Source organism: Gordonia sputi NBRC 100414, from assembly GCF_000248055.1.
Lineage (GTDB): Bacteria > Actinomycetota > Actinomycetes > Mycobacteriales > Mycobacteriaceae > Gordonia > Gordonia sputi.
Map to the genome: position 1 here is coordinate 48997 of NZ_BAFC01000097.1, position 15829 is coordinate 64825.

Sequence of the window (15829 nt, forward strand, 5' to 3'; positions counted from 1 at the left end):
CCCGACAGGGGACATCCCGACAGGGGTGGACGCCTCCGCCCACGACGGTCACCGAGAAGGACTTTCCGTCACCTCGGTGATTCTATGAATCCCAGGTCGGTAACACCCATCTCGGTGACTGTCGTGCGAACGCGGCCGTCGGTGTCGACTCCGATCCACTCGCATCGGTCGTCGGCCTCGGCGACCACGCTGACAGCAAATGTTCGGTGTTGCGGCAGCGCACGTATCCGGACCGCACCGTCCGCGGCTCGGCGGAGCGTGTCGATGATCAGGTCGCGCGTCGACTTGTCGAGGGGATCCGGGGCGTCACTGTCGGGGCGGTCGAGTCCGCGGTCGTCGAGCAGGCTGACCGTGACACCCCGACGTCGGGCAGCGTCGACCGCGGCGTTGATGTCCGGAGTGCACAATGCCCTGGAACGCAACAGATCTCGTAGTCGCGCCTCGGTGAGACCGCATTCGGTTCGGGTTGCGTCGTCGATGTATTCGCCGCTGCAGAGTCGCAGCAGGAGTGGCCGGGCGAGCGCGGTCACCGGTTCGAGTTGTCGAGCGCGTTCCTGGGCCGCCGCACGCGTCGCGGCGACATTGCCCGCAGCATCCGCGGTGCGTCGTCGACTGTCTGTCAGATCTCGCGCCAGCGTCCGATTGACCCGCGCGAACACGATGCCGATCGCGACGAAGCCGCCGGACGGGCCGATCAGCAGAATCCCGGGAAGTGCGTTGCCCGTCGCGGTACGACCACAGACCCGAAACGGCCAAGGCAACGGCGAAGCCGAGAATCGCAGCGGTCGGGCGTCCCCTCATCGCGAGCAACGCCGCCATCAGCGCCGGAGGGCCGGTGACCCACAGCGGGATCGTTTGCGTGGTGTCGGCGAGCGTGAGCAGGTAGGTGGCGCACATGAGCGCGGGCACCGCGGCGACGAAGAGCCCTGGCAGCGGTCGCAGCAGGTCTGCTGCACCGCCGACCAGGAACGCGACCGCGACCGCCATCATGGCGATGATCGCCACCGGGGCCCACCAGGGAACGGAACCCGGATTGAGGGCCGCAGACACAGCAAGGACGACGATGATCGTCGAAGCGAGCACCCGAGCGGTGGATGAGCGCAGCCGGAGGGGGTCGGGGTCGTCGACGGGGACGGGCTCGGCCGGTCTGCGCCAGCCTAGAGCCAAGGTGGTGCCCCTGCCGGGAACGGAGTCGACAGTTGCCTCACCGCCGACCCGGCGCAACCGTTCTTCGACCGACATCGCGAGTCCGAGCCGCTCACGCGGCACCGCCGAGCGGTCGAAGCCGGGTCCGTCATCGCCGATGGTGACCTCGATCCCATGATCTTCCACGAGTATTCGGCAGAACCGGGTGCATTCGGGCGGAACGTGTCGAAAGCAGTTGCGAGCGGCCTCCGCGGTTGCGCCCACCAGCGCGTCCACGGCCGATTGCGGATACGTCGATCCGGCGGATGCGCGTACGTCGCTGCTCACGGTCATGCCCGGATCGTTGCGCTGTGCGGCCTCGCTGAGCCTGCCCACGACCCCGGCGGGTTCGGGGTTGAGGCCCGATGTTGTCTCACGCAGAGCGTCATCCAGTGCGACCAGCGTTGCGGTTGCACGAGAGGGGAGTTCGGGCGACTCCGGGTCTCGCGAGGCCTCGAGCAGAGTGGACATGATCTCGTCGTGGGTGATCGCCCGCGCGAGCGCGCGTTGGGCCAACCGTGCACGGGTCGCAGCGGTCTGCTCGGCGAGGGCGATTTCGGCGGCAGAGTTGCGGTCGAGTGTGGCCGCGATGCTCAGCCCGGACACGCCCAGTGCGAACGGCACGATGGCGAATGCCGCACTGCACGCGGCGTCGGTGATCATCGTTGCCGGAGACGAAACCCCTTGTGCCACATTGCCGGTGACTTTGAAGGTGACCGCGCACACGATCAGATACAGAGCTGCCGGGGCGGGCTTCCACGCGATCATCGCGCAGATCGTGCCCAACACCACGAACGGCCCGAGCCAGTACACCGTGGCGTCGTCGAGCGGCGTTCCGTTCCACGCAGGCCACCAGAGGAACTCCGCCACGAGCACACCGAGGGCTCCGAGGGCGGCCCACCGTCGGAGCCGGACCGGATTGGCCGAGATCAGGCAATGAACTCCGACGAGGACGCCCGGGAGTGCCGCACAGATCAATGCCGTCGGAGTCCACCACCACGCCGATATCGAGCGTGCTTGCGCTACTGCGGGAATCAGAAATGGAATGAACACGCAGTAGGCCGCACCAGCAAACAACCCGTAGTAGCGAAGGGCTCGGGAGACAGCTGTTCGAGACGCAGCGAAGTCCGGGGTAGGCGATCGGAGCGCAGCATTCTTCGGCAGTCGGCCCGCATCAATCCGACGGGACTCGGACACCGACCGATATGGTCGGGGGAATCGCCGTGCGTTCACCGCCCGCATTATTCCCCTCAGCGCTCATGCTGTCTTGTAGAGAGAGTATTCCGACCACTTTCTGGAAGAAGGACTATCCCATGGTGAATTCGGAAGAATCCGAAAGCCACATCGTGGTGCGGCGAATTGGCGTCATCGACGATCACGATTCGGTGATCGAAGGCCTACGGGGCTTCTTCGCGGACACAGATGACCTGCACCTGGTGGTCGGCGCGCACACCGTCGGAGACCTCCTGGCTCAGCTCACATCCGACTCTCCTGACATGGGCCTTCCACTCGACCTTGTCGTCCTCGATCTCCGGCTCGGTGACGGGTCGACGCCCGCGGGCAATATCGCGGAGTTGTCGGAAGCGGGGGTATCGACACTCGTCTACACCTCGGGAGACGAACCGTATCTGGTCCGGGATGCGGCTGGTGCAGGGACTCTCGGCGTCGTCCGCAAGAACGCGACGAAGACCGAGGTGTGCGCGGCTGTCCGTACGGCAGCGTCGGGGTCGACCGTCGTATCGATGGATTGGGCTGCGGCGCTCGACTCGGACCCGCAATTCGTCGACCTTCCCACGCGACTGAGAGAAGTGTTGGAACTGTACGCAGCGGGCGGCTCCGGGCTCACGTCGCTCGTGTCATGGGGCTCTCTCCGGACACTGTCAACGAATACATCGAGCGCATTCGTAGTAAATACCGCGAGGTGCATCGCGACGCTCCGACGAAGACGGACCTCTACAAAAGAGCTGTCGAGGACGGCTGGCTTCCCATGCCGCGTCGGAATCCGCCGAAATAGCCGCCTCCGATACGGCAAATTGTGTCCCCAAATGATGGGGCTTTCCAGTGATCGCAGTAGTTGGAATCGTCTGGGGTGCGGGCGCGCGCCGCCCGCGCGTCGATTGCGCGCAACCCGACGCGAGGCTTCCCCATCACTGAGGAGTGGCAATGACCGAGGCAACACGATGACCGAGGCAACACGATGACCCAGACGAGATGCAGCGGTTCGACTCGAAGGGTGCGGGCGGCGGTGGCGGGTGCGGGGATCGGTGCTGTGTTGTGGTGGGGAGGGCAGGCCACGATCGCCTCGGTGGCACAGGCCGCGCCCCCTGACTCCTCTGCATCGACCGAAGGGCCGACCGGCTCGTCGGGCCCGACTGCCACACCACCGGACGCTCACTCGCAGGCCGCGCCCGCGGAGACACCGTCTTCGGATGCTGGTTCGCCGAGTCCTGGTTCCACTAGCCCTGGTTCCACAAGCCCTGGTTCCACAAGCCCTGGGTCGTCGGACGCTGGGTCGACGACGTCGCAGCCCACCGCGCCCCCCGCTACGCCGACCGAGACCGATCCGCCCGCGGACACGTCGACACCTTCACACGTCGACCAGCCGACAGGAGCGCCGTCTGCGCCGTCGATTCCCACAGTGACATCCGGTGCACCCTCAACGCCGGCCGCGGCGTCGTCGGGCGACACCCCAGACAGCGACACCCCAGGCAGCGACTCTCCACCCAGCGCCACACCACGCAGCGGCACCCGGACAGTGCGGCGGCCGTCGGCACCCAGACTTCCCGCGTGGCGTCTCTGTCGGTCGTGAACCCGTTGGCCGTTACCGCTGCCGACGCGTCTGCGACGCAGGTGGTCGTCGGTTCGGGTCCCGCGCCGGTGACGACGTCGGGTGGGGTGCGAGTGGTGAATGCGCCGACGAAGTTGATTGCGACGCTGTTCAGCGTGCTGGGGTTCAATCCGCTTGTGGCGCATGACCCAAGCGCCCCTGCGCCGGCGCCTGCACTGGTGTTCGCGTGGGCGGCGTGGCAGCAGGTCAATCGTCGGTTCTTCAATTCGTATCCGACGGTGTCGCCCTCGACGCCGCTGGTGGATGCGTCGACCGGTGTGGTCACCGGGTCAATCGGCGCCAGCGACCCCGACGGTGATGTGCTGACCTACACCGTCCTCACCCAACCCGAACACGGCACGGTGGTGATCAATCCGGACGGCACGTATACCTACACGCCCGACCCCGCATACGCCCATTCGCTCAGCGACACATCGAGTACCGCTGCGACGACCGACTCGTTCACCGTCTCGGTATCCGACGACACATCGTCGAATCCTGTTCACTGGCACTACTTGTCGGCGACGACAACGGAGGGTCAGACTGCCTCGGTCGTCGTGCCGATCACCCCGGAGAACCAAGCCCGGACGTTGTCGGTGACCTCGACCGCGCCGACTGCCGGCACGATTCAACTCACCTCGGGCAGTTGTCCCAACGGGGTGACGGTGAGCTCCGACGGCAAATATGCCTTTGTCGGCGAGACGCTTGCGAACACAGCCGTGATCCTCGACGCCGACCCCGCCAGCCCCACCTACAACCAGGTCATCGTGGAGGTGCCTGCGAACAGTGCGAGCGGGGTGGTCGCCACGCCGGACGGCAAGACGCTCTACGTCGCCGAATACAGCTCGAACAACGTGAACGTGATCGACCTCGATCCGGCGAGTCCTACCAAGGGTACCGTTGTTGCGAGTATCGCCATGCCAGGTGGGCTCGGCGACCTGACGATGAGCCCCGATGGCAACACGTTGTATGCGACCACCGGCGACGGTGTCGTTGCCATCGACGTCACGGGTGGCTCGACACAGGGGACGGTGATCGCGACTTATCCGACAGACAAGTCTCCGACCGGTGTGCTGGTCAGTCCGGACAACACACGTCTCTACGTGACCGGAAGTAGCGTCGTCCGAATCATCGACATCGATCCCGCCAGCAGCACCTACCAACAGGTGATCGGCACGATTGGCGCGCCTGTGGCGACCGGCGCTGCAGTCAGCGCAGACGGCAAGCTCCTCTACGTCAGCGAGCAAGATGCACAAGTCGTCTCGGTCATCGACGTCGATCCGCAGAGCCCGACCTACAAGCAGGTCCTCGGGACGTACGCGGTGAGCGCGCAGCCGTACGACGTCGCGCTCACCCCGGACGGCACGCGTCTGTACACCGCCAACTCCGATGACACCGTGAGTGTGATTCCAACCGGCGTCGTGACCGGAACAGCGCACGGCTCGGACGCTGACGGAGACACACTGGCCTATTCGGTCAGTGGTCAGCCGGCCCACGGCGCGGTGGTCATCGATCCGACGACTGGCGCATGGACCTATAGCCCCGACACTCCGGGCTCGACCACCCCTGACAGCTTCGTGATCACGGTCGACGACGGCCACGGCGGCGTTGTATCGCAGACGGTCGCGATCAACGCCCCCTCGGTCTCGGTGTGATGTGCCGATTCACCCCGCGGAATGTCATTCGCTCAGAGGGATTCGTGTCCTTGTGGACATCGGATCGTGGACAGGCCCCAATGTGTGACACACTAGAAGTCGGGTCGTCGAACTGACGGCTCAGCAAAACAGGAAGAGAAATTGCATGACTCAGGGCACCGTCAAATGGTTCAACGGCGAGAAGGGCTTCGGCTTCATTGCTCCCGATGACCAGAGCCAGGACGTGTTCGTTCACTACTCCGCCATCACGGGCAGCGGCTTCCGCAGCCTCGAGGAGCAGCAGCGCGTCGAGTTCGACGTCGAACAGGGCGCCAAAGGACTTCAGGCTACCAACGTGACCGCTCTCTGATTTTCATCAGACACCGGTAAAAAAGCCCCGACGATGTCGTCGGGGCTTTTTCGTGCACGCTGGTTTTTTAGACCGGCTGTTCGGTGAACTCGTCGTCGCGGTTGCGCCACTGATGCCACGCGACGATCAACTCCGAGAGGGCGAGCAGCGCTCCGGTCGCGGCGAAGAGGTAGCCGGCCCAGACGTCGAACACCTCTGAGGCGATCACTCCGCCGACGATCGCCACCGCCGCGACGGCCAGCGATCGGCCGACATTCTGCGATCGCCAATCGAGGCGATTACGACCGGTGGTGATCAGACTGATGGGGCTGCGTCGAAGCACTTCGACCACGAAGATGGTTGCCGCAACGGTGGCCGCGTAGGCAAAGACCACGCGCGGAACACCGGGCCACGACGCCGGCGCGATGGTGGGCAGCAGTGCACTCAGTGCAAGGGGATGCGCGAGGTAGATACCGAACGATCTGTCCGACGCCGTGCGGAGAATCTTGTCGGGGACCGACCCCGGTGTTCGACGCTGCTGCCAGATCGTGCCGAGGCAATACAGCATCATGATGATCGCGATGAACGCGTAGACGTTGTGCGGCAGGAACACGTTGGTGGCGCGTGCGACGGAAGTGCCGGTCGACGTGATGTGCAGGTAGTACGCCAGCGTGGCGCCGATCGTCGCGACACACGCCGCGAGAAGTGCCCAGCGCCAACGGATCACGAACGCCTGGAACGCCTCGTAGTGCATGGCGGCGACACATCCCGCGAGGATGAAGAACTGATACGGGAAGATCGTGATGACCAGGTGCGTCCAGATCACGCCGCCGACGCCGTCGGCGAAAATGTCGAGCGGCGGACGGACCATGAGGTACATCAACGTCACCTGGATCGCGAAGCTCACGATCAACTGGTAACGGTGAAAACCCCACGTGCGCTTGAGGATCGCGAGGATGAGCGGGAAGAACAGGTAGATCTGCATGCTCACCGACAAGAAGTACAGGTGATACATGGCGTTGCCGGTGATGAGGTCGTAGCCGATGCTCTTGGCTGCGGTCACCATCGAATGTTGGTCGGCGACAATACCTTTCAATGTCTCCATGCCGCCGATACGGTATCGCCCGTACAGCCAGTAGAACAGTGTCCACGTCACGAAGGGCAGCCCGATGAGCTTGAATCGACGGCGCCAGAAGCTGATCGGCTCGAGACTGCGGTGGCGGTACTGGTAGGTCAGCACGAAGCCGGTGAGCGCGAAGAATCCGTACCGGGTGTAGCGAAGAAAGACCTCGATGGAGCCTGCCGCAATACTTGTCGCGGCGGTGATGCCGATCATGACGTGATCGAGGATCACGCCTCCGAACGTCACAAGCCGGACCAGGTCGATCTGATACAGATGCTTGTCGCGGCGGGGCTTCTCGGTCAGCGTCGGCTTCTCGGTAAGCGTCGGCTTTTCGGCCAGCACCGTCGTGTCTGCTTTGTCGCTTTCGGGGGAACCTTCGGGTTCTGGCAGTCGCGGCGTCGTCTGCTGGCTTACGATTGCTCACCCTCCGTTAACCCGGCGCCCGTAGATCCTGAGTCGCCCTAAATGGTGTGTTGCATCGAGGAACGGTACTCCCCGATCCTGTGATTCTTGCTGTGAGACAGCTGTCTGGCCTAATCGACGTCCGGTTTGCGCCGAATCGGGTAATTGCTGGTCAGCGGGTGCGCCGCCACACCACGAGACCGATCGCCGCTGCCACGAAGCACGACGCCGCGCCGACCGCGAGTCCCGTGCGTGCCCCGGCCACCTGCGTGATCGCGCCGATCAACGGTCCGCCGATCGGCGTCGAACCCATGAAAGCGACAGACCACAGCGCCATCACCCGACCCCGCATCTGGGGGCGTGAGTTGAGCTGGAGCGTCGCATTGCCTGTCGACATGAACGACACGCTGAGCCAGCCGACGAAGAACAGCGCGACGATCGCCAGCCACAGGCTGGGTGCTGCCGCAGTCACCGCGATCGTGATTCCGAACCCGGTTGCGGTCACGATCAGCGTGCGCAGGCCCGTGGTGCCGCGTGCGGCGACGATGAGGCCGCCGACGACAGCGCCGACTCCCATCGACGACGTCATGAACCCGAATGCCTGCGGTCCGCCGTCGAAGACGTCGCGGGCGGCAACGGGAAGCGACACCTGGAACTCATACGCGAGTGTGCCGACGAGCGCCATCATGACCAGCGGCACCCACAGGATGGGTTTGCTGCGGACGTAACGCAGTCCCTCGCGAAGCTGTCCCTTGGCGCGGGGGACGGGGATCTCGTGTGAGATCTCGGTGGTCCGCATCGCCAGCAGCGAGACCACCACCGCGACGAAACTCGTCGCGTTGATGACGAAGCACCATCCGGCGCCGACGGCGGCCAGGATCACGCCTGCCACCGCAGGCCCGATCGCTCGCGCGGCGTTCACCATGACGGAGTTGAGGGTGACCGCGTTGCGGATCAGTGATTCGCCGACGATCTGATGGATGAACGCCTGCCGCGCCGGATTCTCGAATGCGTTGTTGAGTCCGAGGAGTAGCGCGAGGATCGCGATCTGCCACACCGCGATCCACCCGCCGAGCGTGAGGATGGCCAGCACCAGCGCGAGGACACCCATGATCGACTGCAGAAAGATCATGAGCAGACGCCGGTCCACGCGGTCGGCGACCACCCCCGCATACGGCCCGATGATCAGGATCGGCAACGCCTGCAGCGCGACGATCAGACCGAGAATCGACGACGACCCGCTGAGCGTGAGCACCAACCACGCCTGCGCCGTGGCCTGCATCCACGTCCCGACAAGCGAGACGGCCTGGCCACCGAAGTAGAGGCGGTAGTTGTGCACCGACAGTGACGCGAAGACCCCGGTCGACTGCGCGGGTAGCGGCGACGTCGGGGCTGTCAACGCTGCGCGCGATTGAGCCGCCAGACGTCCGTCGACAACTTCGTCGCGAAGCCGCACCACAGCGGATACGGCGCCAGCGCGGCGCCCGCTGCGGGTGAGACCTTGGCCGTACGCCGCGCGAGGTCGGCGCTGCTCGCCGTCAGCGCCAACGCGGTGATCGCCGACGCCCCGAGGCGGTGCGCGCCGAAGAACAGCCAGCTCCAGCCCGCGTTGAGCGCCAGATTGGTGCCGAGCGCTGCGATGTACTTCTTCGCCTCGGCGGCGTCGTGCTCACTCAGATCGTCGATGCTGATCGCCGATGTCACCGCGATGTCGGCATAGAGTGCCGTCCACACGATCGGGAACGCGAGATCGGGTGGCACGTACGACGGCTTGTTCAGTTTCGGATACCACGACTGCAGCGCCGAGCGAGATGCGAAGCTGCCGACGGCTGCCGCTACGGCGGTACCGAGACCCGTTGCGAGAAGTGTTGTCAGACGCACCCCATCGACGTTACCGCCGCGCCCAACTCAATAGACTATATTGTTCGGCATGAGTGCCGAGGTTCCCGCACGTCCCCGGAGACGACGACCTCGGCTGTCCGACGAGGCGGCCGAGCATGTGCGCGAGCTGATCGTCTCAGGTCAACTCGAGCCCGGACAGTTCATCCGCCCCGAGACGATGGCAGCCGAACTCGACATCTCCGCGACGCCGATGCGTGAGGGACTACTCACCCTGCAGAGTGAAGGCCTGCTGCGCGTCGAACCGCGCCGCGGTTTCATGGTTGCGCCATTGAGCGCCAACGACATCGAGGACGTGTTCGTCGGGCAATCGCTCCTCGCAGGCGAATTGGCTGCGCGCGCGACGTCACGGATGTCCGACGACGATCTCGACGCACTCGAGAAGATCCAGGCCGATCTCGAACATGCCGCTGACACAGCCGATTACGACGAGGTGGAACGACTCAACCATGAATTCCACCGGTCGATCTATTCGGCTGCCGACTCCGCGAAGCTGTCATGGATGATCAAGGGATCGCTCAACTACGCGCCGCGCCGGTTCTTCGCCTCGGTCGACGGGTGGCCGCAGGCGTCGGCCGCCGATCATCGGGCGATCATCGCGGGGTTGCGAGCTCGCGACGGCGAGGCCGCACGGGTGGCGATGATCGACCACATCAGGAATGCGGGACACCTCCTCGCCGCGCGGCGCTGAGGAAGGCATCGGGCTGACCGGGGCCCGGGCAACGACTTACGGATTCTGTGCAATCCGCCTACGATGAGGGCATGGCGGGCGAGGGCGAGACGAGTGTCGAGGTCGCGACCCGACTGTTCGACCTGTTGACCGATGCGCTCGAACGCAGAACCAGGGACCTGAGCATCGGCGGGTCGTCGACGCTGTTCAGTTTGTGGCGCTGGGGGCCGCGGCGCGCGACGAGTCTCGCCGCGCTCGAGGGTGTCAACCAGCCCGCCATGACCGCACTCATCGGCTCGCTCGAACGCTCGGGAATGGTCGAGCGTCGTCCCGATCCAGCCGACGGACGGGCATCGCTCATCGCGATCACCGACTCGGGTGCCGCCTACATGCAGGAGCGGGTGCGCGAACACGTCGACATGCTCGCAGTGGGAATCGACGCAATGTCGGAGCGTCGGAGGTCTGAATTGTTCTCGGCGACAGACGCTCTCGTCGAACTCGCCGAACGCCTTCGTGCCGACGACTAGCTCGCCGAGTCGTCGAGGAAATTCATCACCAGCGGACTGGCCTCTGCACGACACTCGTCGAAGTACGCGTGCCGGGCGCCGTCGAAGACGTGTGTCCTGGCGTCGGGTATGGCCGACGCCAGAATCTCGGCGTTGACGACCGGTGCGAATCTGTCGTCGGAGCCGTGGAGGATGAAGGTTGGCGCGGTGATCTCCGGCAGGTGGTCCCACGCATCGTGAGAGTCGCTGGCGCGCAGGTGTTGTCGTCGTGCACGCGGTGTCATCGTCGGGTCACCGAGAACCGTGTACGGCCCGGGGTTGGCCGCTTGCCATTCGGGCGTGTACATCAGGTCGGTCATGACCTGCGTGGCATCCGGACCCGCCAAGTGCGCGACGGACCTCCGGATCACGTTCTCGCGCATGGCTTCCCCCGGGAGTGGTGCAGCCGAGGACGAGTCTGCGGACGCGATGCGGTGCGGAGATGGCGATCCACTGCGCGGTGCGCCCGCCCATGGATGTGCCGTAGATGTCGAATCGGCCGATCGACAACGCATCGAGCACCGAGAGCGCATCCTGCGCGAACAACTGCGTGCTGTAGTCGCCGTCGGGGGAATCGCTTGCGCCCGTGCCGCGGTAGTCGAAGGTGACGGTGGTGCGGTGGCGCGCGAAGTCGTTGCGGGTGCGGTCCCACCAGTGATGGTTGTTGGACTGACCGGGTAGGAGGAGCAACACCGGTCCGCTCCCGCGTACCTGTACGGCCAGGCGGGTGCCGTCGGAGGTACGGGCTGTTTCGTGATACTCCTGCACGGGCACCATTCTGACAGCACCGCTGGTCATGACCGGACCGCGGCGAGGATCTGCTGCGCACGTGCGACGACGGGGGGATCGACCATGTGGCCGTCGACCGCGACGGCCGATCCGTCGGCACGCGTGGCGTCGACGATCCGCCGTGCCCACGCGACCTCATCATCGGTCGGTGCGAGTCGGTCGTGCACCGCAGCGACTTGGCTCGGATGAATGCAGAGCTTGCCGCGCAAACCGATTCGTGCGGCGTATCCGACGTCGTCGGTGAGCTTCTCGGCGTCGCGTAGCGCCGTCGTGACCCCGTCAACTGGCGATGCGACCCGTGCCGCCGCTGACGCCAGCACCAGCGTCGACCGTGCGTGGAGTAGGGCCTCGCGGTCGTCGGGGTCGACGCCGAGTTCGGCTGCGAAGTCGATGGCGCCGAACGCGATCCGTGCGACACCGGGTGTCGCGGCGATACCTGGCGCGTTGAGCACACCGACCGCGGTTTCGATGAGCGGGATGACCGGTGCGTTCGACGCCGTGGCGACCCTCGAAACGATTTCCGACGCTTCGGCTTTGGCGATCATTGCTCCTGCCTCGGCTGCGTGGTTGATGCCCACAGCGCCGAGCATGGCGACGTCATCATCGAACCATTGCGTGTCTGCGCCGTTGATCCGGACAACCGCGGCGTGCTCGGACGACAACCACTGGGCGACATCGGATCTCGCGGCATCCTTGTCGTCGGGAGCGACCGCATCCTCGAGATCGATCACGACGACATCGGCGCCCGCCGCCTCGGCTTTCGCGAAGCGATCGGGGCGATTTCCCGGAACGAACAGAAGGGTCCGGGCGGCACGGAGCAGATCGACGTTCATCGCAGCGCACCCCGCCCGGTGACGTGCACCGTGTCGGCGCCACTGATGATCTGGAGCTCGATGTCATCACCGCCGCCCGAGGGTCGACCCTCGAGTCGGAAGGAGTCGCCGAGAAACAGGGGCTTGCGGAGTCGGAAGTCGAAGCTGCGCAACGATTGTCCCGACCTTGACCGCACCAGCTCGGCCAGGTAGGTCGCGAGAAGTGGGCCGTGAACCACGAGATCGGGATAGCCTTCGACCTGCGTCACGTACGGCTGGTCGTAGTGGATGCGGTGTGCGTTCGACGTGAGCGCCGAGTAGCGGAACAGCAGGGGCGCGCTGGGCGTCGGCTCCGCGGTCCACGCCGCGTCCGTCGAGCCGAGCTCGGAGGCCTCGCGCTCAAACGGGCGCGACGAGCCGGAGTCGCTGCGGTACACCAAGTCCTGATCCTCGACGAGTGCCGTCCGATCGTCCTGGAGGTACTCCGACCGTACGGTCACGAACAGCATGTCGCCTGTGCGGCCGTGCTTTTCGGTGACCGCGTGCAAGCTTGTCCGTTTCTGTGTGGGTGTACCGAGGCGGAGTGGCTCGGAGATGCGGATCGACGACCCGGCAAACATACGACGTCGGTCGGGGATCGGTGGCAGGAAGTGGCCGTCCGTCGGATGGCCGTCGGGGCCGAGTTCACCGGTGGGGGGCCACTCGGAGAAGTAGATCCACTGCCAGGTCATCGGGAGTGGTGAACCTGCGCCGAAGGTGTCGTCCAGATCGAGGGTCGCCGCCAAGCGTGACGCCTGAGCGGGATCGAGGCCGTCGGTCTCGACGACGGGCCGCGGCGTCCAGTTCTCGACGTAACTGCTCAACGTGGTGGTCGCGGTGTCGGTCACGAGGTGCCTCCCTGTGCGGTTCCGGTCTTCTGTGTGGGTGTATCGAGCACTCCCGACGAGAGGAGCGCGTCGATGTCGTCGTCGGTCGCGCCCAACTCGCGGGCGATCGTGATGCTGTCGGCTCCGAGTGCCGGAACCGGGTCCATCCGCGCTTCGTCGCCGAATCCGATGGGCGGCAACAGAGCTCGTATCGGTCCGCGCTCGGTGTCGACGCTGCGCCAGCGGTCACGGCCCGCCAGCACCGGATGGTCGAGGAACTCCGAGACGGTGTTGACGCCGCCGAAGGCGATCTTCGCCTGCTGGAGCCGAGCAGTGAGTTCGTCGGTCGTAATGCGGCCGAAATGCTCGGTCACCGCGGCGTCGACGGCGTCACGGTTGGCCACGCGCAGCGTGTTCGACGCGAACCTCGGGTCATCGGCGAGAGCGGCGTCGTCGAAGACGTTCTCGCACAGTCGTTGCCACTCCGGCTCGTTCTGGATGGCGAGAAGGAAGACGTGCCCGTCCGCGGCGGCGTATGGGCCGTACGGCGAGATGGTGGCGTGCGCCGCGCCGAAGCGTCCCGGTTGGCGACCCGCGCCCTGCGTGAAGTGCGCCGGCTGGCCCATCCACTCACTCAGTGCCTCGAACAGTGAGACCTCAAGGGTGGCGCCCTCACCGGTGATCTGGCGTTGATAGAGCGCCGCGAGCACTCCGGAGAATCCGTACATCCCCGCGGCGATGTCGGCGACGGAGACACCGACCTTGGCGACGTCGTCGGGAGTCCCGGTCATCGATACCAGGCCCGTTTCACATTGCACCAGAAGGTCATACGCCTTGCGATCAGCCCACGGACCGGTGCTGCCCCACCCGGTGATCGAGAGCACGATCTTGCGTGGATCGCGCGCCCGCACCGCGTCGGCGCCGAGACCGAGCCGCTCCGCTGCGCCCGGCCCGAGGTTCTGGACGATCACGTCAGCGCGATCGGCCAACTCGTGCAACATCTTTGCGCCCGACTCCGATTTCACGTCGAGTGCGATGGACTCCTTGGAGCGGTTGAGCCACACGAAGTAGCTGGCGAGACCGTCGACGGATTCGTCATAGGCGCGGGCGAAGTCGCCTGTACCCGGACGTTCCACCTTGATCACGCGGGCGCCGAGGTCGGCGAGCTGTCGAGTCGCAAACGGTGCTGCGACAGCGTGTTCGAGCGACAGGACCGTCACTCCGGACAGGGGGAGCATGCTCTCACCTCCGCGGTGATATTCGGGTGTGGTGATCAGATCAGATGTCGAGTCCGCCGCGCTTCACGAGCTGCTTGGCGATGACGTTCTGCTGGATCTCGTTGGTGCCCTCGCCGACGATCATCAGCGGCGCGTCGCGGAAGTACCGTTCGACGTCGTACTCGGTGGAGTAGCCGTAGCCGCCGTGGATGCGAACCGCATCGAGTGCGATCTCCATCGCGGTCTCCGAGCAGAAGAGCTTGGCCATTCCGGCCTCCATGTCGGCGCGTTGCCCGGTGCCGACGCGGTCGGCGGCATCGAACAACAGGCTGCGGGCCGCGGCGAGCTTTGTTCCCGTGGTGGCGAGCATGTTGCCGACGGCCTGGTGCTTCCAGATCGGTACCCCGAAGCTCTCGCGGTCTTGCGCGTAGCTCAGCGCGTCGTCGAAGGCGGCTCGTGCGACGCCGGTGGCGCGCGCGGCGACCTGGATGCGTCCCACCTCGAGGCCCTTCATCATCTGGGCGAAGCCCTTGCCTTCGACGCCGCCGAGTACGGCGTCGGCGGGCACGTGCGCGTCGGTGAAGTTCAGCTCGCAGCTCTCGACGCCCTTGTAGCCGAGTTTGGGCAGGTCCTTGGAGACCTCGAAACCGGGCACCTTCTCGACGAGGAGGATCGACACACCGGTGTGCGCGGGTTGGGCCTTGGGGTCGGTCTTGCAGAGCAGTGCGACCAGATCGGACTTACGGGCGTTGGAGATCCACGTCTTGGAGCCGTTGATCACGTACTCGTCGCCGTCGCGAACGGCGCTGGTGCGCATGGCCTGCAGGTCGGAGCCACCACCCGGTTCGGTCAGCGCCATGGTCGCGCGGATCTCGCCGGTTGCCATACGGGGCAGGTACTTCTCCTTCTGCTCCTCGGTGCCGAAGGTCAGCAGCAGCTTGGCGACGACGGTATGCCCGCCCATCGCGCCCGCGAGACTCATCCAGCCGCGTGCGAGTTCTTCGGTCACCCGCGCGTAGCAGGGCATGGAGACCTGGGCGAAGCCGTACGGCTCGGGGATGGCGAGCCCGTAGATGCCCATCTCCTTCATCTGCTCGATGAGGTCTTCGGGGTAGGTGTTCGAGTGCTCCAACTCCCGCACCACCGGACGGACCTGCTTGTCGACGAAGTCGCGAACGGTCTTGATGATGGCTTCTTCTTCGACGCTCAGCGTGCTGGTCATGAGAACTCCTTCGAACGGTGTCTATTAAAAATAGTCTATAGAGTTTGCGGGGAGTTGTCACCACCGCATGCGCGCTGGGAAGCGTCGGAGAGTGGGGGAAGGAGTTCGATGGTGCGCGGGGAGCGTCGAGGAGGTGTGTTGCCGGCGCGGTCGGGCCGGTCGGTGCTGCTCCTCGCGGGGCGCGGGAAGTAGGGGAAAGAACCCTTCCGTGGGTTTCGTGCCTTTTCTCGGGAAGCTGCGCGGGGAAGCGTCGACAAGTCGGGGAAAGAATCCTTCCCCTACTTTCGGC

At 65.4% G+C, this 15829-nt stretch carries 15 protein-coding genes and 1 pseudogene; 5 read left to right on the top strand and 11 right to left on the bottom strand.

Features of this window, described 5'->3' with window-relative positions; all coding sequences use genetic code 11:
* Positions 1–306: 306 nt before the first annotated feature.
* Positions 307–2238, bottom strand: a complete 1932-nt coding sequence (locus tag GOSPT_RS22860) for a sensor histidine kinase (RefSeq protein ID WP_141630909.1) — start codon at positions 2236–2238, stop codon at positions 307–309.
* Between the two features lie 260 nt (positions 2239–2498).
* Between GOSPT_RS22860 and GOSPT_RS24365 the strand changes: the two are divergent.
* Positions 2499–3199, top strand: a pseudogene (locus GOSPT_RS24365) (LuxR C-terminal-related transcriptional regulator).
* A gap of 377 nt (positions 3200–3576) precedes the next feature.
* Here the strand turns inward: GOSPT_RS24365 and GOSPT_RS23930 are convergent.
* The gene (locus GOSPT_RS23930) at positions 3577–3933 is read right to left on the bottom strand and encodes a hypothetical protein (protein ID WP_039856289.1); all 357 of its coding nucleotides are present in this window, start codon (positions 3931–3933) and stop codon (positions 3577–3579) included.
* Between the two features lie 39 nt (positions 3934–3972).
* On the opposite strand from GOSPT_RS23930, the gene GOSPT_RS16085 reads away from it, so the two are divergent.
* Both GOSPT_RS16085 and GOSPT_RS16090 read left to right on the top strand, forming a co-directional pair.
* On the top strand, positions 3973–5667 hold the full coding sequence (locus GOSPT_RS16085; protein ID WP_005207465.1) for a cadherin-like domain-containing protein: 1695 nt from the start codon (positions 3973–3975) through the stop codon (positions 5665–5667).
* Positions 5668–5812: 145 nt separating this feature from the next.
* Positions 5813–6016, top strand: a complete 204-nt coding sequence (locus tag GOSPT_RS16090) for a cold-shock protein (protein WP_005207466.1) — start codon at positions 5813–5815, stop codon at positions 6014–6016.
* Between the two features lie 67 nt (positions 6017–6083).
* On the opposite strand, the gene GOSPT_RS16095 is transcribed toward GOSPT_RS16090, so the two are convergent.
* From GOSPT_RS16095 to GOSPT_RS16105, 3 genes are all read right to left on the bottom strand, one after another.
* Entirely contained in the window at positions 6084–7460 is a 1377-nt protein-coding gene (locus GOSPT_RS16095) for an acyltransferase (protein WP_005207467.1), read from the bottom strand.
* 232 nt (positions 7461–7692) lie between these two features.
* Positions 7693–8919 carry an MFS transporter gene (locus GOSPT_RS16100; protein ID WP_005207468.1) on the bottom strand — a complete coding sequence of 409 codons (1227 nt, stop codon included), beginning with the start codon at positions 8917–8919 and terminating at the stop codon, positions 7693–7695.
* The gene (locus tag GOSPT_RS16105) at positions 8916–9401 is read right to left on the bottom strand and encodes a TspO/MBR family protein (protein ID WP_005207469.1); all 486 of its coding nucleotides are present in this window, start codon (positions 9399–9401) and stop codon (positions 8916–8918) included. The genes GOSPT_RS16100 and GOSPT_RS16105 overlap by 4 nt, the downstream gene beginning before the upstream one ends.
* A gap of 49 nt (positions 9402–9450) precedes the next feature.
* Between GOSPT_RS16105 and GOSPT_RS16110 the strand changes: the two genes are divergently transcribed.
* Positions 9451–10110: a GntR family transcriptional regulator gene (locus GOSPT_RS16110; RefSeq protein ID WP_039856306.1), complete on the top strand. Its 660-nt coding sequence runs from the start codon at positions 9451–9453 to the stop codon at positions 10108–10110.
* 71 nt (positions 10111–10181) lie between these two features.
* Complete coding sequence (locus tag GOSPT_RS16115) at positions 10182–10616, top strand: MarR family winged helix-turn-helix transcriptional regulator (RefSeq protein WP_039856308.1); 435 nt, start codon at positions 10182–10184, stop codon at positions 10614–10616.
* On the opposite strand, the gene GOSPT_RS24740 is transcribed toward GOSPT_RS16115, so the two are convergent.
* From GOSPT_RS24740 to GOSPT_RS16140, 6 genes are read right to left on the bottom strand one after another with little or no spacing between them, the layout of a single operon-like run.
* Positions 10613–10879 (bottom strand): alpha/beta fold hydrolase, encoded by a 267-nt coding sequence (locus GOSPT_RS24740; protein ID WP_506256237.1) that lies wholly within the window; start codon positions 10877–10879, stop codon positions 10613–10615. The two genes, GOSPT_RS16115 and GOSPT_RS24740, sit on opposite strands and share 4 nt — an antisense overlap.
* Before the next feature lie 7 nt (positions 10880–10886).
* A complete protein-coding gene (locus tag GOSPT_RS24745) occupies positions 10887–11432 on the bottom strand; it encodes an alpha/beta fold hydrolase (RefSeq protein ID WP_506256238.1) in 546 nt (181 codons plus the stop codon).
* Positions 11429–12256 (bottom strand): HpcH/HpaI aldolase/citrate lyase family protein, encoded by an 828-nt coding sequence (locus GOSPT_RS16125; protein WP_005207474.1) that lies wholly within the window; start codon positions 12254–12256, stop codon positions 11429–11431. Before GOSPT_RS16125 ends, GOSPT_RS24745 begins: the two co-directional genes overlap by 4 nt.
* The gene (locus tag GOSPT_RS16130; protein WP_005207475.1) at positions 12253–13122 is read right to left on the bottom strand and encodes an HTD2 family dehydratase; all 870 of its coding nucleotides are present in this window, start codon (positions 13120–13122) and stop codon (positions 12253–12255) included. The genes GOSPT_RS16125 and GOSPT_RS16130 overlap by 4 nt, the downstream gene beginning before the upstream one ends.
* Entirely contained in the window at positions 13119–14339 is a 1221-nt protein-coding gene (locus tag GOSPT_RS16135; RefSeq protein WP_005207476.1) for a CaiB/BaiF CoA transferase family protein, read from the bottom strand. Before GOSPT_RS16135 ends, GOSPT_RS16130 begins: the two co-directional genes overlap by 4 nt.
* Before the next feature lie 40 nt (positions 14340–14379).
* Positions 14380–15540, bottom strand: coding sequence for an acyl-CoA dehydrogenase family protein (locus tag GOSPT_RS16140; protein WP_005207477.1), 1161 nt, complete (start codon positions 15538–15540; stop codon positions 14380–14382).
* Between the last annotated feature and the right edge of the window lie 289 nt (positions 15541–15829).

What these genes read in the sequence shown, in the direction of transcription:
- GOSPT_RS16110 (WP_039856306.1), top strand. Translation starts at nt 9,451, where the DNA reads ATGAGTGCCGAGGTTCCCGCACGTCCCCGGAGACGACGACCTCGGCTG.
- GOSPT_RS16090 (WP_005207466.1), top strand. Translation starts at nt 5,813, where the DNA reads ATGACTCAGGGCACCGTCAAATGGTTCAACGGCGAGAAGGGCTTCGGC.
- GOSPT_RS16140 (WP_005207477.1), bottom strand. Translation starts at nt 15,540, where the DNA reads ATGACCAGCACGCTGAGCGTCGAAGAAGAAGCCATCATCAAGACCGTT.
- GOSPT_RS24745 (WP_506256238.1), bottom strand. Translation starts at nt 11,432, where the DNA reads ATGACCAGCGGTGCTGTCAGAATGGTGCCCGTGCAGGAGTATCACGAA.
- GOSPT_RS16115 (WP_039856308.1), top strand. Translation starts at nt 10,182, where the DNA reads ATGGCGGGCGAGGGCGAGACGAGTGTCGAGGTCGCGACCCGACTGTTC.
- GOSPT_RS16125 (WP_005207474.1), bottom strand. Translation starts at nt 12,256, where the DNA reads ATGAACGTCGATCTGCTCCGTGCCGCCCGGACCCTTCTGTTCGTTCCG.
- GOSPT_RS24740 (WP_506256237.1), bottom strand. Translation starts at nt 10,879, where the DNA reads ATGACACCGCGTGCACGACGACAACACCTGCGCGCCAGCGACTCTCAC.
- GOSPT_RS16135 (WP_005207476.1), bottom strand. Translation starts at nt 14,339, where the DNA reads ATGCTCCCCCTGTCCGGAGTGACGGTCCTGTCGCTCGAACACGCTGTC.